Source organism: Cellulophaga baltica (assembly GCF_900102165.1).
In the GTDB taxonomy this organism is placed as follows: Bacteria; Bacteroidota; Bacteroidia; order Flavobacteriales; family Flavobacteriaceae; genus Cellulophaga; species Cellulophaga baltica.
Genome location: NZ_FNBD01000003.1, coordinates 85,235 through 107,608 on the forward strand (window position 1 = coordinate 85,235; position 22,374 = coordinate 107,608).

Annotated in this window: 18 protein-coding genes; 10 read left to right on the forward strand and 8 right to left on the reverse strand. The window is 35.4% G+C overall.

The genetic code is table 11. The features are described from left to right. Positions 1 to 85: 85 nt before the first annotated feature. On the forward strand, positions 86 to 514 hold the full coding sequence (locus tag BLQ19_RS06045) for a hypothetical protein (protein WP_226989947.1): 429 nt from the start codon (positions 86 to 88) through the stop codon (positions 512 to 514). Between the two features lie 199 nt (positions 515 to 713). Here BLQ19_RS06045 and BLQ19_RS06050 read toward each other — a convergent pair whose 3' ends face one another. Continuing rightward, positions 714 to 6,233: an alpha-2-macroglobulin family protein gene (locus BLQ19_RS06050; protein ID WP_074537747.1), complete on the reverse strand. Its 5,520-nt coding sequence runs from the start codon at positions 6,231 to 6,233 to the stop codon at positions 714 to 716. A 314-nt stretch (positions 6,234 to 6,547) separates the two neighbouring features. On the opposite strand from BLQ19_RS06050, the gene BLQ19_RS06055 reads away from it, so the two are divergent. From BLQ19_RS06055 to BLQ19_RS06080, 6 genes are all read left to right on the forward strand, one after another. Beyond that, complete coding sequence (locus BLQ19_RS06055; protein ID WP_024482601.1) at positions 6,548 to 7,024, forward strand: CAP domain-containing protein; 477 nt, start codon at positions 6,548 to 6,550, stop codon at positions 7,022 to 7,024. A gap of 134 nt (positions 7,025 to 7,158) precedes the next feature. Then, positions 7,159 to 7,698, forward strand: coding sequence for a 3-hydroxyanthranilate 3,4-dioxygenase (locus BLQ19_RS06060; RefSeq protein WP_074537748.1), 540 nt, complete (start codon positions 7,159 to 7,161; stop codon positions 7,696 to 7,698). A 3-nt stretch (positions 7,699 to 7,701) separates the two neighbouring features. Beyond that, complete coding sequence (locus tag BLQ19_RS06065) at positions 7,702 to 8,064, forward strand: DUF1304 domain-containing protein (protein ID WP_029447675.1); 363 nt, start codon at positions 7,702 to 7,704, stop codon at positions 8,062 to 8,064. Positions 8,065 to 8,131: 67 nt separating this feature from the next. Next, the gene (gene amaB / locus BLQ19_RS06070; RefSeq protein ID WP_074537749.1) at positions 8,132 to 9,685 is read left to right on the forward strand and encodes an L-piperidine-6-carboxylate dehydrogenase; all 1,554 of its coding nucleotides are present in this window, start codon (positions 8,132 to 8,134) and stop codon (positions 9,683 to 9,685) included. A gap of 387 nt (positions 9,686 to 10,072) precedes the next feature. After that, entirely contained in the window at positions 10,073 to 10,978 is a 906-nt protein-coding gene (locus BLQ19_RS06075; RefSeq protein ID WP_074537750.1) for an OmpA family protein, read from the forward strand. A gap of 31 nt (positions 10,979 to 11,009) precedes the next feature. After that, complete coding sequence (locus tag BLQ19_RS06080) at positions 11,010 to 11,612, forward strand: helix-hairpin-helix domain-containing protein (protein ID WP_029447672.1); 603 nt, start codon at positions 11,010 to 11,012, stop codon at positions 11,610 to 11,612. Between the two features lie 58 nt (positions 11,613 to 11,670). On the opposite strand, the gene BLQ19_RS06085 is transcribed toward BLQ19_RS06080, so the two are convergent. From BLQ19_RS06085 to BLQ19_RS06115, 7 genes are all read right to left on the reverse strand, one after another. Beyond that, complete coding sequence (locus BLQ19_RS06085) at positions 11,671 to 12,666, reverse strand: acyl-ACP desaturase (protein WP_024482595.1); 996 nt, start codon at positions 12,664 to 12,666, stop codon at positions 11,671 to 11,673. A 68-nt stretch (positions 12,667 to 12,734) separates the two neighbouring features. Further along, positions 12,735 to 13,460, reverse strand: a complete 726-nt coding sequence (locus BLQ19_RS06090; RefSeq protein WP_024482594.1) for a metallophosphoesterase family protein — start codon at positions 13,458 to 13,460, stop codon at positions 12,735 to 12,737. Continuing rightward, positions 13,457 to 14,542 (reverse strand): TFIIB-type zinc ribbon-containing protein, encoded by a 1,086-nt coding sequence (locus tag BLQ19_RS06095; protein WP_024482593.1) that lies wholly within the window; start codon positions 14,540 to 14,542, stop codon positions 13,457 to 13,459. Before BLQ19_RS06095 ends, BLQ19_RS06090 begins: the two co-directional genes overlap by 4 nt. 64 nt (positions 14,543 to 14,606) lie before the next feature. Then, positions 14,607 to 15,740, reverse strand: coding sequence for an SPFH domain-containing protein (locus BLQ19_RS06100; protein ID WP_074537751.1), 1,134 nt, complete (start codon positions 15,738 to 15,740; stop codon positions 14,607 to 14,609). A gap of 69 nt (positions 15,741 to 15,809) precedes the next feature. Further along, on the reverse strand, positions 15,810 to 16,946 hold the full coding sequence (locus BLQ19_RS06105) for an ATP-binding protein (protein WP_025616457.1): 1,137 nt from the start codon (positions 16,944 to 16,946) through the stop codon (positions 15,810 to 15,812). Next, positions 16,943 to 17,698: an SDR family NAD(P)-dependent oxidoreductase gene (locus BLQ19_RS06110; RefSeq protein ID WP_025616456.1), complete on the reverse strand. Its 756-nt coding sequence runs from the start codon at positions 17,696 to 17,698 to the stop codon at positions 16,943 to 16,945. Before BLQ19_RS06110 ends, BLQ19_RS06105 begins: the two co-directional genes overlap by 4 nt. A 19-nt stretch (positions 17,699 to 17,717) precedes the next feature. Continuing rightward, entirely contained in the window at positions 17,718 to 18,590 is an 873-nt protein-coding gene (locus tag BLQ19_RS06115) for an aldo/keto reductase (RefSeq protein ID WP_074537752.1), read from the reverse strand. Positions 18,591 to 18,738: 148 nt separating this feature from the next. Here BLQ19_RS06115 and BLQ19_RS06120 point away from each other — a divergent pair, with 148 nt between their 5' ends. The 3 genes from BLQ19_RS06120 (at position 18,739) to BLQ19_RS06130 (ending at position 22,371) form a co-directional block, all read left to right on the forward strand. Continuing rightward, positions 18,739 to 19,740 carry an AAA family ATPase gene (locus tag BLQ19_RS06120; protein ID WP_074537753.1) on the forward strand — a complete coding sequence of 334 codons (1,002 nt, stop codon included), beginning with the start codon at positions 18,739 to 18,741 and terminating at the stop codon, positions 19,738 to 19,740. Between the two features lie 106 nt (positions 19,741 to 19,846). After that, positions 19,847 to 20,713: a DUF58 domain-containing protein gene (locus tag BLQ19_RS06125; RefSeq protein ID WP_024482587.1), complete on the forward strand. Its 867-nt coding sequence runs from the start codon at positions 19,847 to 19,849 to the stop codon at positions 20,711 to 20,713. A gap of 2 nt (positions 20,714 to 20,715) precedes the next feature. Further along, positions 20,716 to 22,371, forward strand: coding sequence for a hypothetical protein (locus BLQ19_RS06130; protein WP_074537754.1), 1,656 nt, complete (start codon positions 20,716 to 20,718; stop codon positions 22,369 to 22,371). Positions 22,372 to 22,374: the final 3 nt, after the last annotated feature.

Below are 22,374 nucleotides of genomic sequence, written 5' to 3' on the forward strand. Positions count from 1 at the left end.
TGTTATTCAACGATAGTTTTCTTCTAATAATAGGCGTCCAAAGTACATTTGTTTTATTAATATGATAATTTCTAAAACACAAATATTGCAAAAGCTTAAAAATAGCCCTTATTACAAAGAAGCATTCAACGAACTTTCCTACCCATTTGGTACGTTTTATCTGTTTGCCGGTTATGTTGTTGCTGAGATCAATGAAGGTGTTGTTTTCTCTTGGGAAGATCATGGAAAAACTGTCACTGAAGATATCGGAAATTTATACGATGAAAATGGCTCTGGATTAATTTATATTACCAATAGAGTAGAGAAATATTCTGTAAATCCTGTAGGGTGGTTACAGTATTTTAAAAGTAGTTATAGACTTAAAGCTTATGTTATTGTTACCTATTCTAAAAAAGGGTATTCCAATACCCTATTAGAAAAACTATTTATGAATGCCAATATCTATCGTTATACCTGTTTAACAGATGCTATTGAATGGGCTAAAAAAGAATGTTTAGTTTCTTCTTCCAATTAAACAACAACTGTATTCCAAGAATAATTGCTTTGTACAACTCTGCAAACTCATCAAATTAAAGACATTAATTGTAATACCTCTAAGAATGTCTTTTGAAATCACACTAATTTTCATTCTACAACAAATAAAAGTGCCTATTAAATTAATAGACACTTTATTACATTTTATAGCCATCTTAAAAGACACTACTAGTATGTTCCTATTGAACTACTTTTACCCATTGCCCTTTTGTTCTAGCAATATAATCACTATCATACATAGCCTCTACCTGAACTCCAGGAAGGTAATACGTTCCTAAATAGGATGCGTTTAACAATATTCTAAATGTTTTTGTCTCACCTAGTCTAAAATCAAAATAGAAATTAGCACGATCATCTCTCAAATCGGTATGCGTTACGTTATTCTGCGCAAAATTTCCAAAGTCTGTAAAACGCGTATTTACAATTTCCCATCCACTAGGGAATATTTCAGATAAAGCCATATTTTTAACAGCGCTCCCTGTAGTATTGGTTATGGTAACCTCAGCAACAAAATCTGTTCCTTGAGTAATAGCAGAGACATCAATTCTTGAACCATCACGGCTTTTAAAAGCTGTTTTTACCACTAGATTACGTTGAATTTCTTTCTCACTTCCTACAGGTAAAATTCCGTTATTGATGATACTTACATAAACCATAGTACCTTCTAAGTTTTTTAAACTTAGGCTATTGGTTCCTTTCTTTATTTCTAATGTTCTGCTGGCTAAAGTTTTACTCGTTGTAATACTTTCTGTTTTCCCATTTACAGCTACCGACGTTTTTATTCCTCTACCACCTACCATTTTGGCAAATTTACCCATAGCTAGAAGACTATACGAAGTACTCTGCGTACTCATCCAACGTTGCTCTTTTAAGCTCGCCGCTATAGCCTTAGCCAACTCTTGTGCTTTTGCTTTATCTTTTAGTAAAATATAGGTCTCCAATGCCATTGCTCTATTTCTTTCTGAAGAGCCATAACTATAATAATCATTCTTACTAGCTTCAAACGTTAATGACGCTGTTTTTAAAATTTGCTGTGCCACGCTTGCTTGTCCAATTAAACCATAAGCAGCTGCCAATCTAAATTTACTTTCATCAGATAAACCACTAGTTTCTCTTAAACGATTCATAGAAGCAATATCTGCATTCCCTGAAAGTGCTAAAGTGTACAACCTGTACGCTTGCGCTAGGTCTGAAGATGAACTTCCTGAACGCCAGTTTTTAGCCGTATTTTGTTGGTATTTTACCCAATTTGATTTAAAGGAGATAGGCATTACATACCCCTTCTTCTCTGCTTCTAACAGAAAATGACCTGCATAGGTTGTACCCCAATCATCTGTAGAACTTAGTCCTGGCCAATATGAAAATCCACCTCCCGGTCGCTGGAACCCTCCTAAGCGTTTTATAGCATTTTCAACATTTTTTTGTGTTTCTGATTTTTTTGCTAAGCTTAAATCAAAGATATCACTCAAAAACAATTGCGGAAATGCAGCAGAAGTAGTTTGTTCTACACAACCATGCGGATACCTTATTAGGTACTGCATGCGCCCATTGAAACTCATAGGTGGCAAAGTTGAAAATTCTACTTGAACAGAATTGCTACCGGCAATACCAAAAGTTTCTAAATCTATTTGCTTACTTGCATTTGCTTCAAGAACAATATCTTGAATCTCAGAAGTCATAGGGTTCGGATTCACGACATCTATTGGTATTTCAAAAGATGCTGTTTCTCCTCCTCCCGAAGCTTCTACAACTACTTTTCCTATCCCTTTAAAATCTGCCACATCTAAATCAAAATACACCATTTTCTCATCTGGCTGACTAAACGTAAGCGTTTGCGTAGCACTCCCAGACACCTTAAATGCTTTGTCTTGTTTTATCTTAACCGTAACATTTTTCACTTTAGACTCCATCGCAAATACAGTCACTGGTAATGTTACTTTTTCACCTGGCGTTATTTTTCTAGGTAACGAAGCCAAGATCATTAAAGGCTTTCTTACTGGAGTTGTTTTTTCTGCTAGACCATAAGCTTCACTGGCTGCATTCCCTGCAATTACCATTGTTCTTACAGAACCTACATATTTAGGAATGGCAATTTTATGCGATTTAGTTTCACCTGCTTTTAGTGTAAACGGTCCTAAGTGAACCACCATTGGCTCAAACCTATTGGCTTTCTTATTTTTTGCTCCTGCTAGTTCATCATCACCACCAATAGCAAATACTTGGTTAATTTTCCCACCAAAGGCACCTATCACATCGTCATAAATATCCCAAGTTTTTACACCTAAAGCTTCTCTGGCATAAAAAGTACTCCAGGCATCTGGAGTTTTAAAGCGCGTTAAATCTAAAAGACCTTCATCTACAATAGCAATCGTATAGGTCATGGCCTTGCTATTCTTTTCTCCAATTTTTACCGTAATACTTTCCTCAGGACGCAGTACTTCTGGCATCATAATCTGAGGTTCTAGTTTTGTTTTAGGATTCTCTACTCCAATTCCTACCACACCATACATACGAATAGGAGAATCATTCAAGGTAGAGGCATGTGGTTGTAACAAGGCTATATTTATATACACATTGGGCGTATAAATTTCCTTTATTGGTAACTTAAATTTAGTTTCACCTTTAGTCGTCTCTACCCATAAAGATTCTAAGACTTCACTCCCATTTTCTATAGTTACTAATGCTCTGCCACCTTCTGAACTTGGGAAAGTGATGGTAGCATCCTCCCCTACATTATATTTTTCTTTATCGGTTGAAAACAATAACATCGTAGCTGCAGAAGGATCATTCTTACGTGATTTTCCTGCCCACCCTGGCCAATCTATATATACAGCTTTTCCAGTAGCATGCCCGCCAGACTGATCTTCTACGCGCACTAAATAACGACCCCAGTCTGGATACTTTAATTCAAAATTAAAAGAACCTTTCCCATTAGAAGAAGTACTGATTGTTTCTTCATAAACTTGTTCATGGTATTCACTACTGCTATAAGATGATAAATTATCAGCAGAATTATCCCACCACCATCTCCAGCTTACTTTATGTATAGATACTTTAAGATTACTCGTTGATTTAGGTTTTCCTTTTTCATCTACCGTAACTACCTCAAACTTATGTTTTACATCTGTAAGAAGCATTCCTCTTGACTTATCGCCTTTAGGAACATTTATACCCACATAGGTCTTAAATGGGGCATAGGTTTTTGTAAACACATCAGTACTAAAATCGCCTCCGTTTTCATACACCTTAGTAATAAACGCAGCATTTAGCATTCCAGGAGCATTACCGTTTAATTGCGGATTAATACTAAAGCTTGCTTTCCCTTCCCCATCTACGCTACCATCAAAAACTACTTGATCTTCTGATGAAAAGCTACGTGTAGGATCATCAAAAATGTACCCCGGGAACGATTTAAAGCTTGTGGTTGTTGCATTAAATTTTGCAGTTATATCCGCATTTAAATTTTTAGCTATCGCGCCATGCAACCACTTTACCTCCATTGTTCCGTGAATAGGACTTGAACCTCCTAAAATCTCACTATCAAATTCGGTTTTAATTTTTAAACGATTTGGCTTGATGGTTTCTATTTTTATCGTCTTGGTGAAGGAAGCACCACCAACAGATATTTTCGCCAACCAATTACCCGTAGGTGCATTTTCATCTGTTTTTAAATTAAAATGATAAAAATTATCCAAACCATAGGTCTTCACTTCACGATGAACCACTTTATTATAAGGATCTATCAATTCTAATTTCACAGGATGATTTGCAGGTAGTTTATTTGCATTATCATTCAACATAAATGATAAGAAGATATTATCACCCGGCCTCCAAACACCACGCTCTCCAAAAATAAATCCTTTTATTCCCTTTTGTAAAGAAACTCCAGAAACATCAAATTTACTTACAGACAATACATTACCGTCATTGATTTTTACATATGTTTTTTGTCCATTATTCTCTGCTACCACAAAATAAGCTTGGTTATTTTCTGCATCGAAAAACGAAGTACCGTTTGCTTCTGTAGTAACGGTTCCTACAGCTTGTTGCTGATAATTATAAAAAGTAACCTTTGCTCCAGAGACAGGCTTTGTTGTAACGATGTCACTAACGGCCACAAAATAGCTCTTATTTAATCCTTTTTTCACGGTAACCCCAAGGTCACTAGCCAAAACATTTACTCCTACTTTTTTATCATAATAATAAGAAGTATGACAAGGATTCTCACGCTCACTCCAATCATAGTTATACGAGTAATCATCATAATACTCTTCTACACCATCCCAAGAACTAGCTTCTGATTCTTCATCATAACTTTCTTCAACATCTTCCTCGTCCTCATAATTAGTCTCCTCACAACTATAGGTACTATAAGAAGGCTTAAACGAAAATTCTACACGGTAGATAGCTCCTTGTTCTGGAGTAATTAATTCTTTTAAATCTAAAGCGTGTGCAGACCATTTACCAGTATTAACACTTAAGTTACTCACCAATTCTAAACGCTTAGTGGCTATTGGTCTCGCTACTTGTTTTAAGCCGTAGTTACCATTAAGGTTATTATTCTGCAAAAATTGAAGTACATTATTCTCATACACCCGAAGCACAGAAACATCTACATACTTTAAATTTACGGCCTCAAAATTAATTTTAAGATTACTGGAAGAAGGTAAAATAGATCCATTTGAAAGCAATCTTACTTGTGGCTTTATTTGCTCAAAAGCAATCAACTCTTTAAATTTAGTTTTCAGTTTAAAACCATCTGCACTAGAAATTCCATCAAACACCTCTAATTGTGCTGTGCCGTTAATTTCATTAGAAGGATATACTTTAAGCGTGTTTCCTGACACACTATACTTTAAAGAATTATCGCCTTCTAAAACCACCAAACCTTTGAAATTCTGATCTTTCTTAAGAGGATCAGAAAAATTAATCAACACTTGCGGCTTTCCTGTGTTCTTTACGACAACATCAAGAACAACAAAGTTATTTTTACCCGGAATTACTATTTTATTTTCTCCTTTGGTAGCTATATCATGTTTAGCGCCATCCCAAGAAATCTGCAACTCACTATCTTCTTCAAAACGCTGTATACTATCAATTTTAAATTGAAAAAGCATTCCTTCTTTTACCGTGTCATCAAATTTTATTTTTATCTCTTTTCCATTTTGCGTAACGTTTACCAATTGTTTTGCTACCTCCAAAGACAACACATCTGCACTACGTAATTGTCCTTCTATGTATTGTTTCTCCTTTGAATAAGACTGTATAGGATTCGTGTATATAGAAAACTGTTGTTCCAAAGTTTTGATGACAAACGTTAATTCTTCTAAATCTTCAGGAACATCTGTGATCACCTGTTCTAAATCAAACGTAAAAGCATATTCTGTATTCTGCTTAAATGCTTTTTCAGGAACAAACGAGATAGTCCTGTCATCTAAAACAACAACTTTCCCACTAACTTTTGGAGAAACAGTTAAAACATCATTCAATTCTTTGCCACTTTCCCATGAAGCTACAGGTTGTTTCATAACAAGCCTTACTTCGCTTCTTGCAGAAATAATTCCGTGGGTAACCTCACTAACATACTCCTGATACTTATTGAGGTTGTCTGATTGATTTTCCATGGTATTTACTTTGTCTTTACATCCGGCAAGGACAAGAAAAAGTAAACTGACAATTTGAAGGTATTTTAGTTTCATAGGTTGGTTTTTTACTACTTGTAAATATAAAGGGTTTATAAAGATCTAAATCACTGAAAACAGTGAAATATTAGAAAATTTACCGCACCGACTATTCCTTAAACATAAGAATCAGAGTTCTATTATATTAATGCCAACTATTTATGACAAAAAGTGTCATATTTATTAAAAACCATGTATTTCATCGAAAAAACAACACATTATACAGCTTGTTTTGTTTATTTTCACAATCTTAGAAGAACGGTTTACGAGAACCAAAAGAACACTAGAAATCCCCCCATTTCTACCTCTTACTACTTACAAATAGAACTTATATGAAAATGAGAATGCAACCGGCAATCTTAGTTTTATTTGTATTCGTTATTTACTCTTGTAGTACAGAGTCTTTAAGCAATACAGTTATAATAGAATCTAAGAATGTGATTACCGTAGAAAATGAATTAATGACTCTAGTGAACAACTATAGAGTTAAGAACGATCTGAAAAATTTGGAATATAGCAGTATCGCTTACAAATATGCCAATTTACATACAGATTACATGATTTCAAATGGCAGCACCAGTCATGACAATTTTAGCGCTAGAGCTTCCAATTTTTCCTCTGAAGTGAACGCTACTTTAATCTCCGAAAACGTAGCGAAAAGTTATACCGACGCCCTTAGCACATTTAATGCATGGATGGCCAGTAATGTACATAGAAAAGCTATTGAAGGCGATTTTACACATTCTGCCGTAAGTGTTAAAACAGCCACTGATGGCACATATTATTTTACACAACTTTATTATAAGTAAACAGTTTATCGCACCTCTAAAAGGATCAAGCTTAAATGCTGATCATTGGTTACACCCATTATATTTAGCAATATCAGTTAATTTTCTACCGTTTTAGTATTAGTTTTTTTAACTTTCGTAAAAAAACTAATACTATGGCAATTGCCCCTCCCTTTAATTTGAATAAGTGGGTTTCAGAAAACAGAGCTTCTCTAAAACCACCGGTTGGTAATAAAAATTTATATAAAGATGCTGGCGATTATATTGTTATGATCGTTGCAGGACCTAATGCACGTAAAGATTACCATTACAATGAAACGGAAGAATTATTTTACCAATTAGAAGGTAATATTGAAGTACACATACAGGAAGATGGTGTAAAGAAAACCATGGCTTTAGGTCCTGGAGACATGTATTTGCACCCAGCCAAAGTTCCGCATTCTCCTGCAAGACAAGACAATTCTATTGGCCTTGTGATTGAACGAAAAAGAAACCACATGAACGTAGATGATGGCTTACTTTGGTTTTGTGATAATTGCAATCACAAATTATATGAAACCTACTTTACACTTAATGATATTGAAAAAGATTTTTTAGCACATTTTAAACACTTCTACAGTTCTAAAGCATTACGAACTTGTGATAACTGTGGTACGGTAATGCCTGTTGATGAACGCTTTATAGCAAAAAAATAAACTATGAATATCGCACTCAAAATTTGTATTGGATTCATTGCCTTCATACACATTTATATTCTATGGTTTGAAATGTTTGCTTGGACTACCAAAGGAAGAAAAGTCTTTAGTAGTTTTCCAAAAGACTTATTTGAACCCACTAAAGCCATGGCTGCCAATCAAGGCTTATACAATGGTTTTTTAGCAGCTGGACTTCTATGGACTTTTTTTATAGATACCCTAGAATGGCAAAATAATATTGCCCTATTTTTCCTAAGTTGCGTGGCTATCGCTGGAATATATGGCACCGCAACAGTAGATAAGAAAATTATGTTTGTACAAACTATCCCTGCCCTTATTGGTATAATTTTAGTGTTTCTCCAATAACATTTTTGTAAGATAATATTTGTAACTTTGAAACAAATGTAACAAAACACGTCTAAAAAGTTATAAAATGTCAAAAATAGCAGAAAACTTTGGAATTGATACTGCCCTGAAGACCTTAGGTATTTCAGATAGTAATTTAGGAACCTCAACAGGATCAGAATTTTTTAGCTCAGGCGAAGAGATTTCTTCTTACTCCCCAGTTGATGGTCTATTAATTGCTAAAGTAACCACAACCACAAAAGCAGATTACGACAAAGTGATGGATGCTACGACTAAAGCATTTGCAACTTGGAGAACGATGCCAGCTCCACAAAGAGGGGAAATTGTAAGACAATTTGGTGATAAATTGAGAGAGAAAAAAGAAGCCTTAGGAAAATTGGTTTCTTATGAAATGGGAAAATCATACCAAGAAGGGCTAGGTGAGGTTCAAGAAATGATAGATATCTGTGATTTTGCTGTTGGATTGTCAAGACAACTTCACGGACTTACCATGCACTCTGAACGTCCAGGACATAGAATGTATGAGCAGTATCACCCTTTAGGAGTGGTTGGTATTATCTCAGCTTTTAATTTTCCTGTTGCTGTTTGGGCATGGAATACTGCTTTAGCATGGATTTGTGGTGATGTTTGTGTTTGGAAACCATCAGAAAAAACACCTTTATGTGGTGTAGCTTGCCAAAATATTGCAGCCGAAGTTCTTAAAGCAAACAACTTACCTGAAGGTATTTCTTGCCTAATAAATGGTGACCATAAGGTAGGAGAGTATATGACTAGCGATGTTAGAATACCATTAATTTCGGCTACAGGATCTACAAGAATGGGCAAAATTGTTGCTCAAACTGTTGCTGGCCGTTTAGGAAAGTCCTTATTAGAATTAGGCGGAAACAATGCCATCATTGTGACACCAGACGCAGATATTAAAATGACGGTTATTGGCGCGGTCTTTGGTGCCGTAGGTACCGCAGGACAACGTTGCACCTCTACAAGACGTTTAATTATCCACGAATCTGTTTATGATACCGTTAAAGATGCTGTAGTAAAAGCATATGGACAATTACGTATTGGCAACCCATTAGACGAAAATAATCATGTGGGCCCCATTATAGATACGGATGCTGTGAAAATGTACGAAGCTGCATTGGCGAAAGTAAAAGCAGAGGGTGGTACTATTGTAGTTGAAGGTGGCGTACTTTCTGGTGAAGGTTATGAATCTGGATGCTATGTAAAACCAGCCATTGCAGAAGCTAAAAATAATTTTGAAATTGTTCAGCATGAAACTTTTGCTCCTATTCTATATTTACTAAAATACACCGGAGATATTCATGATGCTTTAAAACTTCAAAACGGAGTTGCTCAAGGCTTATCGTCTGCCGTAATGACCAACAATTTACGTGAAGCAGAAGCTTTCTTATCTGTACAAGGATCTGATTGCGGTATAGCCAATGTAAACATTGGTACTTCTGGTGCCGAAATTGGTGGTGCTTTTGGAGGAGAAAAAGAAACTGGCGGAGGACGTGAGTCTGGATCAGATGCTTGGAAAGTTTATATGCGTAGACAAACAAACACCATAAATTACACTACAGAGCTCCCTCTTGCTCAAGGAATCAAATTTGATCTTTAAGTTGTAAAAAAGCCACATAATATCTTATTACATATTACGTGGCTTACAACTAACTAATCAAAAAAGTTTAAAGCAATTTTTATTTTTATAAAAACTGCTTCTTTATATAAAAACCCTTATTTCAATGCCGGAACTTTGTCGGGAGAAATAAGGGTTTCTTTTTTACAGTTCTAATATCTAAAATTAAGTTTAAAAACACGCCTATTTTCGTACAGATGGTAGGAAAAACTGTATGGTTTGATGATTTTTAACTTCCTACTTCCGCAACATAATTTAACACTCACAATTAGTTATCTGTTTGATAATGAATATTTAATATAGAAAAATTTAACATTTTAAGGTTTTTTTTAATACTTTGGTGTAGTTAACCCTAAATAACCATTAACAATGACAAAAAAAACCTTTTACCTCTTAGGAATAATCATTACCATTCTACTAGGCACCTATTTCTTTATGACCTGTTGTAGCTGTTGTGAGGAAACCACAGAAATTACAGAAACTAAGGTTGCAGAAGAAAGCCTGCCAGAAGCAACGGCATATCCTTTTAAATTTTCGGATGGGTCTTTTTCTTATGAAACCAATGATAATTTTAATTTCAACAGATCTTCCTCTTCCATTTTAATGCCTTTATCAGCAAAAGTAACGGAAGGCATTGACGGAATTAAATCTTATTTAGGAGAAAATGCAAGTAAAGTATTTGACATTACAGGCTTTTATACTAGCGATGAAGCTAATAAATCTGCTTTTCCAAATCTAGGTATCGCCAGAGCAAATGCCATTAAAAATCATTTGGTTGCACAAGGGATACCTTCATCTTCCTTAAATATTTTAGGAGCACTGAAGGAAGACATGATAAGCTCTTCTGAAAACGTATTTCTAGGACCTGTAAGCTACGCTTTCTCAAATGAGCACGAAGACCTAGAAGACGAGATGAAAGCGCTTTATGACAAGATTAAAGCAGACCCACTAGTACTTTACTTTAATACTGGCGAAGCCTCTATAAACCTTACCGCTGATGAGCGTCAAAAAATTGCAGACATCTCTAAATATCTTGATAAGGTAGCAGGGGCCAATTGCAGTGTTGTTGGCCATACCGACAGCCAAGGAAATAGAATTACAAATATTGGCTTAGGACAAAAACGCGCAGACTTCGCAAAGCAATACCTCAGTGACAACGGTATTGAGGCTTCAAAAATCATAGCTACCTCAAAAGGGCCAGACAGTCCAATTGCTTCCAATGATACCGAAGAAGGTCGCAGTCAAAACAGAAGAACGGTTATCACCTTAAACTAAATAATCACCTAAACAATAAATACATATTAAAATGAATTTTGAAAACTTAAATATTTGGTGTTGGATCATCCCAGCTTTAGTCGGAATTATTTGTGCAATCTTAGGGTATCTTTTAGGAAAATCAGGGAATACTACTATTGATAATTCTGCAGATTTGAACATGTGTGAAGAAAAAAATGCACGCTTAAAAGCAGATTTATATGCCTGTCAGCAGAAATTAAATGCGAAACCCGTAGCACCTGCTCCTGTTTCCAACTTTGCAGCACCTGAACCACCTGCCGCTGTTGCTCCCATAACCCCAGTAACTCCTGTGACACCTGTAATACCAGCAATTGCATTTGATGCCGCAGCAGCAAAAGCAGCTTTTGGCAAAACAATTAAACAAGATGACTTAAAATTAGTAGAAGGAATTGGGCCGAAAATTGAATCTATGTTTAAAGAAAGTGGCATTAAAACATGGAAAGCATTATCTGACGCATCTGTTGCTGATTGTCAAAAAGTTCTTGATGGCGGAGGTAATAGATATAAAATTCATGATCCTGCCTCATGGCCTATGCAAGCAAAAATGTGTTATGAAGGTAAATGGACTGAATTAACCAAATGGCAAGACGAACATAAGCATGGTAAGTTGTAATTCTATACAAACTACTTTAAATAGTAAAGGCGATATTAAAATATCGCCTTTACTGCTTTTATAACCTTCCGTTAGCATCAACCCACTTAAAATGGTACTGATCTTCTGGAAATTTCATTCTCGTTGCTATACGTTCCAATCTATCTGGTAATTTCATTAAATAATCTCTAGCACGCTCACCATCGTCATTCAAAGCACGAATATTACCTAACTCCCAGTAAGCATTTAATTTCTTAAGAATATCAATATAATCTAATGCCGTATACACTCCTAAACGTTGTGCACAATTAGAAAAATTCTCAAATGCAGAACCAATTGTACCACCAGACTCACGTAAAAAGTGCGCAGGCATTACAATTTTCTTTTTCATCATATCGGCAAACGCCAACATCATTTGATTTGGATCATGCTCAAAAATAGATTTTACGAACTCCCTATAAGCCAAGTGATGACGCATCTCATCTCCCGCAATGATCGTACACATTTTACCTAATAAAACATTACCTTTCTTCTTAGCCATCTGCCCAACACGCTTATGCGAAATATTGGTAGCTAACTCTTGAAAAGAAGTATATATAAAGTTTTTATAAGGATCTCTATCGGTACCTATATCAAAACCATCTGCAATTAAATGCTGTGTAGTAATCTCTACCTCACGCATATTAACTCTTCCAGATAGATATAAATATTTGTTTAAAACGTCTCCATGGCGGTTTTCTTCCGCAGTCCAATGGCGTACCCATTTAGACCAACCATTTTTGTTTTCACCATGCTGATCTACACCTTCAACATCCATCAACCAAGATTCATAGGTTGGCAATGCTTCTTCTGTAACGGTATCTGCAACCATGGTAACCCAAAAGTCATACCCTAGCTCTTTAGACTCTTCTTGTATTTGCTTTACAGCATCAAGAAATCCATCGCTTTGCGGATCTGGCAAAAAATCTGTTGGTTGCCAAATGTCTTGAATTGGGATTAAGTACTGATCGATAAAACCATTAACTTTTTCCTCAATCGCCCGCATTACTTCTATTCTAATATTTTGTGCTGACATATTCTGTTTTTTTCAAAGTTCGTAATAATACTTATAATTAGGTTATAATCTTTTTATATTTTAGGCAATCAATTTCTCCCTTTTTCATCGGGGTAAAATGTATAAACAGGATCACTTTGCCATACTTGTTTTGTTTCAATATCAATAACAGAAAGAGGACCTTTAAATGCCGCTCCAGTATCTACATTCCACACATTCGCTGCGTTCTGTGGTGTAGTTTTACCTATTCTTGTTACCGGTGTGTGCCCTATGAAAATTTCTGAATAATGAATTAACCGTTGGGGGTAATACTCATGATCTGGCGTTAAATTAGGATTTAACGAAAGTACTAATTCCCACAATGTTCTATCCCAGTAAAAAGTTTTTGAAAAATATTCAAAATCTACTCCCTTTAAGTTAGTGAATCCTGCGTGAAGAAACAAACGCTTATCTTCATCTAAATGATAGTCTTCCAATGTATTAAAAAAATCAATATGCAATTCTTTAGAGCGCTTGTCTAATTTTGCATAAGAATTTGCGGTAGCCTCACCACCATGTTGGTACCACGTAGGATTATCTTTTCCTTCTGTTAACCAAGATTTACACAATTCATCATGGTTGCCCCGGATAAAAATACAGTTATGTGTTTTCTTTAAACCTATCAAGTAATTTATGGTTTCCGTAGCTTGGCTCCAACCATCCACATAGTCCCCCAAAAAAATCAATTGATCTTCTGTGGTCACTTCTGCTTTTGCTAAAACCTGCTCTAATGCTTTTAATCCTGAATGGATATCTCCTATGGCTAATACTCTCATGATTGTGTAAAAATCGCAATAACTGCTATAATAATGATGATAAAAAGTACTAAAAAAAATATTTTCCAAAAAGAATAAGGCCTCACGCCACTAATGGCACCCGTTTGCCCGTTGACATAAAATTGATATTCTTTACCATTGTAGCTGTATGAGCTTATATAAACAGGTACTAAAATATGTTTAAAGGTTTCATCAGACAGTTTAATATCTGCATGATCTACCCTTTGTGTATCTCCGCCTATATCTCCACGAATCCAACTATAGGCAATATTTTTTGCTTCCTGAAAAGATTGATGGTGCCCTTCTTTTAAAGAAATAGTATATTTTTCGGTAACAAAACCAGACAAATATTTTGAATTAAACCCTACTAATTCCTTCAGGTTCCAATGTGCAATTTTGGCAGGAATATCTCTTCTCTTTTTTTGAGAAGCATTTATTAAAATATCATCCACAAAACCATTTACAGAACCAGATGCGCTAGACCAACGCGTTTTACGCACTTGCCTAGTTTGTGTTCCGCTTTTTGTTTTGTAGCGTTGTGTTTCATAGTAATAGTCCCCTCTTTGTCCTTGATAGGTAGCATATAAATTGGCATCAAAAGTCCAATGAGGCACATACAAACCATGCAAGCCTTCTGCATCTAAGGCCGCTTTTTTTAATTTGTTTGGAGCAAACCAAAGGCCACTAACCCATGCTTTAAAAGTCGCTTTGGCTTTTTTAGCATCAATTTGAAAAGGCACTAATGCCCCGGGTAAAATCCACCCTTCTTTTACAACATCTTCTCGAATCAAAGGATCCCCACAATACACGCAATCTAAAGATTTGTAATTCTCTTCTACATGCTGATTGGCACCACAGTTTTTACAATGAAGTAATTCTATTGTTTCTGTATACGCATTGTCTCCAACTACTTTGAGATAATGCTGAAGCTCTAGCTCTTCAAAGCTACTTTTTGCTTGCTCTATAAATTCTTCATAACCACAATATTCACATTTTAGCTGATCAGAACCTGGCTTAAATTTAAGCTCCGCACCGCAGCTGGCACATGATTTCTTATGTTCACTTAAAAATGTTTCTTCCATGAATTACCATTAAACTGTACATTGGATTTATGGCACACCAACACTTATTTTTATTTAAATAGGATTATGAGACAGGAAGCGGTGGTGGTGTATTACCTCCTAAAAACGATTTAAGCTCTTCTATTTCTTGCAAAGCAGACCAATTGGCCATTCCTTGCTTCCAAACCAAAGAATCTTTATTTACCGTTCTATTTGCAAAAAGCTCTTTTAATTTCTCAAAAGGAACAGGCCCCATCTGCGCACCGTTTACAGCGTAATGATATAGTACCTGCACTGGCATAGGTGGTGGAACAGCTGCTTGCTGCATATTAGGATTACTCTGTTGTGTCATTTGCGGATTCATCATTCCACCCATTTGTTGTGCTAAAGCAAAGCCCATACCCATGCCCATTCCTGCGCCAGCGGTACCACCTTCATTTTTAGCAGCTTCCTCTATGGCTTTTGCCGTCTTGAACTGTGTAAGTTTGCCCATATCTAGTTTATCCAATCTAGAATATTCGAAGATTTCTTTTTTAAGCTCTTCGGGCATAGAAACGTTCTCGATATAGAATTTCTCTAATAGAATACCGACACGACCAAATTCTGGCTGCATAACCTCCTGGCAAGTTTCAGACAATTCTGAGGTATTTGCAGCATACAATTCTATAGGTAAATTAGCCTCTCCCACGGTATCTGTAAAACGAGTAACAATTAGACTCTTTAAATGCTCATTGACTTCATAATTGGTAAAATTACCATCCGTACCTACCACATCTACTACAAATTTTCCTGCATCTTGTATGCGGAAGCTATATGTACCAAAAGCTCTAATTTCAGTTAATCCAAAACGATCATCATTTAAAATAATCGCATTTTTTGTACCCCACTTTTCATCTGTAAATAAATGTTTATTTACAAAATACACCTCCGCTTTAAACGGACTATCAAACCCATATTTCCACCCTTTCAAGGTTGTAAGCAATGGTAAATTTTGAGTATCTAAAGTATACGTACCTGGTTTAAAAACATCTGCTAATTGCCCTTCATTAATGAATACCGCTACTTGGCCTTCACGAACAATTAATTTTGCCTGATTCTTTATTTCATTTTGATACCTTTCAAATCTATGCACAATAGTATCATCTGTAGTATCAAGCCACTCTATAATATCTATAAATTCGTGACTCAGTTTTTTCTTTATTTCGTCAAATAGTCCCATTTCGGTTTGTGTTTATTTATTTTTTATCAAGATACCTAATTCCTTAAAAAGCACCAATAGATGTAATTATTAATTATATTTTACTTTTCTCATTATTCGCAAAGATTCTTTTAAAGACTGATACACCTTCCCATTTATTTTTTTCAGAAGCGGCCTTGCACTTTCCATGAAATCTTTTGCTTCTTCAAATCCGTTTAAAAAGCAAATTAGATAGGTCGCTGGCAATAATTCTAGATCTTTAGTTTCTGATCGTGATAACGCCATATTTTTCTCTAACTTCTGCAACAGTACACCATTGGAATTATAAATATGATGTAACACTTTTTTATCATACTGCGGAGCCTCAAAAACCAACTGACTATGGATGGTATAGGTGCCATTCTCATGAAAGGTAATTTTCACCTTTTCTAAAGGATAATATTTTTGCTGTTCTCCTAACCCCAATTGAACATACTCTACCGTATTGAAAGAATCCTCATCATAATGAATAGTAATTTCATCTAAGGCAGAATAAAAAAGTTTTACCTGCTCATTTATAAGCTCAATATCTACACGTGAATAATAGGTTTCATTTGCTACCTTTTTTTTATTACCCGCCCAGCAAACTACAAATTGTTCTTTAAAGACTTTATAGCTGCTGCTCAAATCCTTATGACGATGGTTTATAAAATCTATAACACCATCTAAAGTTAATTCGATATTATTTCTTGCATGCAACTCAATGGTAGCTACAGCCTCAGAATTCATGTCTTTTAATTCAATATCGTAGGCCTTTGGCAAACTTATGCTCCCCTCTCTAAAAAACACAGAGCCTCCATAATATTTCCAGATATTTTTACGGAGTGAACAGACTTTACCCGCAGACTTTATGGTCACCAAACCAACTACTTTTCCTTCTGGCAAATTAGGAAAAGGAATATTTTCATAGGAAATTAATGGTGGCTGATCTAAATAGGCATTAACTAGGTTTTGAATTTTGCTGTCATCGAAAAAATCTACGCCAACAATTTTATTATCCTCATCTTCTACCCCAATAACTATAAAAGAATTATTTTTAGGATTGCTATTTGCAAGGGCGCAAACATGTTTTAAAAACTTAGCCTTTCCCTCGCGCTCTCCAATACTTATAAAACGCTTTTTATCGTAAAAACTATTCTCGTCATTGTGTGCAAGAAGGTTTTTCACAAGCAAGCGTTTATTAATCATAAATTTTTATTTACAATTGTTGAGCTCGCCTGAGCTGTTGGCATCACAATTAAGTCAGCAATATTTACATGGTAAGGCCTGGTGACTACAAAATGAATAATATCTGCTATATCTTCTGGTTTTAAAGGTTGAAATCCTTTGTAGACGTTTTCTGCTTTATCTTCATCACCCTTGAACCGAACCTTACTAAATTCTGTTTCTACCAAACCAGGATTAACAGCACCTACTCTAATCCCGTAAGGGTTTAAGTCTATCAACATTCCCTTCGTGATGGCATCAACAGCATGTTTACTACCACAATACACATTGCCTTTAGGATACACTTCTTTGCCTGCTGTAGAACCTATATTAATTATATGTCCAGATTTCCTAGCGGTCATCTTAGGAATAACAGCCTTAGAAACATAGAGTAATCCTTTTACATTAATATCCAACATTGCGTCCCAATCCTCTGTATTTCCATCATCAATAGTATCTAAACCATGAGCATTCCCTGCGTTATTGATAAGGATATCAATAGTAGCAAAATCTGATGGCAAGGATTGTATTGCGGCAAAAACCCCTACTTTATCCCTCACATCAAAATTTAAGGTATGTACTTTTGTTTCTTTACCTAACTCTTGCTGCAAGGCATCTAAGCGCTCTTGTCTTCTACCACACAACACTAAATTAAATTTATTAGCAGCGAATAAAATAGCTGTAGATTTTCCTATTCCACTGGTTGCTCCGGTAATTAAAACTGTTTTATTCATGCTTATTTTTAAAAATTAATTATGCGACTTCCTTTCCTTGACTTGCCTCTAATAGTAAGAACCAATCTTGTAATTCTAAATTTATTTCAACAGCGGCTACAGATTCAGACAAGCGTTCAAAATTAGTAGTGCCCACTACAGGAAGTACTGATGCTGGATGTTTCAACAACCAGGCTAAGAGTAGCTGACTCTCTGAGGCATTATATTTTTCCGTAAGTGTTTTAAGCACTAAGGCTATACGTTCTGATTTTGCGCTATGTTCCCTGAAATAACTCCCTAAAGGACTCCAACACATGGTCATCCGTTTATGCAACATGCAATCATCTAGCGTACCGTTATCCATAACATCATTCTGAGTTAAAGAGAATTCTATTTGATTTGAAGACACGGTTATTTCTGATTCTAGCAAGCCTATTTGAGAAGGTGTAAAATTAGATACACCGAATTTTTTAATTTTTCCTGAATCTTTAAGACTCAATATAGCATCTGCAACCTCCTCTGGTTGTAAAAGCGGACTTGGCCTATGCAACAATAACATATCTAAATATTCTGTATTAAGCTTTTTTAAGGATGCTTCTGTAGATGAAATAATGTAATCTTTATCGTATTGATAATGCTTTACATTATTTTCCCTTCCTGAGGTCATTTGAATTCCACACTTACTTATAAACTGCACTTTAGACCTATCAATAGTACTAGCTCTAAATGCTTTTCCAAAAGCTGCTTCCGTTCCATAATCCCCATAAATATCTGCGTGATCAAATGTAGTTATTCCCAGCGCCAGACATTTCTCCATTAATACCACCATTTCTTCCGTAGAAAGTTGTTTTCCCCAACTTCCCCAAGTCATGGTTCCTGCTATAATTTTCGAATAATTTGTCTTATTTCCAATCAGAATGTGAAATTAAAAAATAAATACCTTAAAGCCTTCATAAAACTTAGGGCTTTTGTTAATTTTTAACCAATTGTTAACAGCGGATATCTAAATAAATTTTCAATTTGCGTATCTATTTATTAGCTTGTCCAAATATATAATGCATATGGAAGAAAATACTTCAATCGATATTAGTGCTATCAACGAGAAAATTGCGCAAGAAAGTGCTTTTATAGATTTATTAATGCTGGAGATGAACAAGGTTATTGTTGGTCAAAAGTATATGGTTGAAAGATTGCTAATTGGGCTTTTAGGTCAAGGACACATTTTACTAGAAGGTGTTCCTGGATTAGCAAAAACTTTAGCGATTAACACCTTAGCGAAAGCAGTAAAAGGTAGTTTTAGTAGAATACAGTTTACACCAGATTTATTACCTGCAGATGTTGTTGGTACTATGATTTTTAATATGAAAGACAATGATTTTTCTATTAAAAAAGGTCCTATTTTCGCCAACTTTGTTTTAGCAGATGAAATTAACCGTGCACCTGCAAAAGTGCAATCGGCTCTTTTAGAAGCGATGCAAGAAAAGCAGGTAACCATTGGTGATCAAACCTTTGTATTAGACAAACCATTTTTAGTAATGGCAACACAAAACCCCGTAGAGCAAGAAGGAACTTACCCGTTACCAGAAGCCCAAGTTGACCGTTTTATGTTGAAAACAGTAATTGATTATCCTAAAATGAATGAGGAGCAATTAATTATGCGTCAAAATCTAACAGGAAGCTATGAAACGGTAAATGCGGTAGTAACTACAGAACAAATTCTTAGCGCTCAAAAAGCGGTAAGAGAAGTGTATATGGATGAAAAGATTGAAAAATATATCTTGGATATCATATTTGCTACACGTTACCCAGAAAAATATAAGTTAGAAGATTTAAAACCATTAATCAGTTTTGGAGCCTCTCCAAGAGGGAGTATCAATTTAGCAAATGCTGCTAAATGTTACGCTTTCATAAAAAGAAGAGGATATGTTGTTCCTGAAGATGTTAGAGCTGTGGTACATGATGTTTTAAGACACAGAATTGGAATTACTTACGAAGCGGAAGCAGAAAATATAATTTCAGTAGATATCATTAACAAAATTGTAAATGAAATAGAGGTTCCTTAAATCTCATCCTAAAGTCCTTCCCATCAGGAAGTATTTTACTAGGGGTACTAAAAATTTAAGTTTTTAAAAGACCTTTCTCTTCTGGAGAAAGGGTAGAGAGAGGAAAATGGATACCAAAGAGTTATTAAAAAAAGTTCGTAAAATCGAGATAAAGACGCGTCGTCTTTCTGACCATATTTTTGGAGGGGAATACCACTCCACATTTAAAGGCAGAGGGATGACATTTAGCGAGGTACGTCAATACCAATTTGGTGATGATGTGCGCGCTATTGATTGGAACGTAACGGCAAGATATAACGAACCCTACATTAAAGTTTTTGAAGAAGAAAGAGAACTCACCATGATGCTTATGGTAGATGTGAGTGGTTCCGAACTTTTTGGCTCTTCTAATCAATTTAAAAACGAAATAATTACAGAAATATCTGCTACCCTTGCATTTTCTGCTTTACAGAATAATGATAAAGTGGGATTAATATTATTCTCAGACCAAATAGAACTGTTTATTCCGCCTAAAAAAGGAAAGAGTCATGTGCTGAGAATTATCAGAGAGCTTATTGAATTTAAACCTAAAAGCAATAAGACAGATCTAGCGGTTGCTCTGAAGTATTTGACCAATGTAATGAAGAAGAAAGCCATTGTTTTTGTTCTTTCTGATTTTATTACAGACGATTACTTACAAACTTTACGTATTACCGGTAAAAAGCATGATGTTACAGGAATTCGCATTTATGATGAACGCGAAGAAACCATCCCTAACATTGGAATGGTACAAATGGAAGATGCAGAAACTGGCCAGTTACAATTAGTAAACACACAATCTAAAAAGGTGCGCCTTAATTATGGTAAATATTACCAAGAGCGCATCTCTTATTTTCAGACTACATTTTCAAAATCTGGTTGCGGTGTTCTTGCATGTCGTGTAGATGAAAGCTATGTCAAAAAACTATTAGGTTATTTTAAGCGAAGAGGATAAAAATGATAAAACATAACACCATACTTATTTCTTACTTTTCGTTACACAAGCGATACATATTACTGTGCTTACTTTTTGTAAGCGCATTTGGCTTTGCACAGTCAGACTCCAAAGTAGCTTCTGCTGTTGATATAAAAGATATTAAAATTGGAGAGCAAATAAACTTCACGGTAAATGTGAGTGTAGATAAAGTAGACCAGGTAACATTTCCTGAAGAGGCACAGTCCTTTGCTCCTCTAGAAATGGTAGAGTCTTTTGCCATAGATACCATTCCAGAAAATGGGAAGCTTACTTTAATAAAGAAATACGCATTAACACAATTTGATTCTGGTTCTTATACGCTTCCGCCTCAAAAGATCATCATTAACGAAAAAATGTTTACTACAGATTCTGTAAACATTTACGTAAACACTGTGCCTGTAGACACCATAGCACAACAACTTTTTGACATTAAGGATATGATTAATGTTGAAAAGAAAAGCAGTTTTCCTTGGTTTTGGATTTTTGCAATCATAGCAGGTCTATTAATCCTTACAGGATTACTGTATTTCTTCATTTGGAGAAAAAAGAAATTGACAGAGGAAGAGAAAGTTGCTTTATTACCGCCCTACGATAGAGCGATGCTTGAACTTAAAAAATTAGAAAACTCTAAATACTTAATTCAGGATGAATACAAGCAATACTATTCAGAACTAACAGATATTGTTCGTTCTTATCTTGAAGAAGACGTTCATATTTCTGCATTAGAGAGTACTACTGACCAGTTGATAAACAAGCTAGAAATGCTTAAAGATGCTGGAAATTTAAAATTAGATGAAGAAACCATTCGTCAGTTTAAAAATATTTTACAAACATCAGATTTAGTGAAATTTGCTAAATCTAAGCCAGATACCTCTGTAGCTGAGCAAGACAGAAAGGCTATTGAAAATATCGTTACAAAGACTAAAGATGCTATTCCCCCGCCTACCGAAGAAGAATTGTTGCAGCGTGAGGAATATCTAGAAGAATTAGCACGCAAAAAACACCGCAATAAAATTATCATTACAGCAGTTATTGCAGCCGCTGTGGTCATAATTTCTATAGTAAGTGCAGTGAGTTATTTTGGATTTAGCTACGTAAAAGATACGGTGTTAGGGCATCCGACAAAAGAGCTTTTAGAAACGGAATGGATCTCGAGTACCTATGGGTATCCTCCTATCACCATAGAAACTCCTAAAGTTTTAATACGACAAGAGTTTGAGCTTACCCCAGAATTAAAAGCAGATATAAAAGAGGTACAAGTATTTATGTACAGAAGTTCTATTGACCTATTTAGCGTTGGTGTATCTTCCACAACATTTACAAAGCCTGTAGAGCCAAATATGGAGCTCTCTGTAAATGCTGTGATTCAGCAATTTGAAGCACAAGGAGCAAAAAATATTATAACCAAAACCGAAGAATTTACCACAGCAAGCGCTGCAAAAGGATTAAAAACATATGGTTCTGGGAAGTTTTCAGTACCAGGATCTGATGAATTGGTCAATGGAAAATATACGATTATAACATTTGGCGGTAAAGGTTTTCAACAGCAAATAATACTTACTTGGTTAGAAGAAGACACCTATGCCAATGATGTAGTAGCCCGTATTTTATCAACCATAGATGTAAAAACAGAATAATAA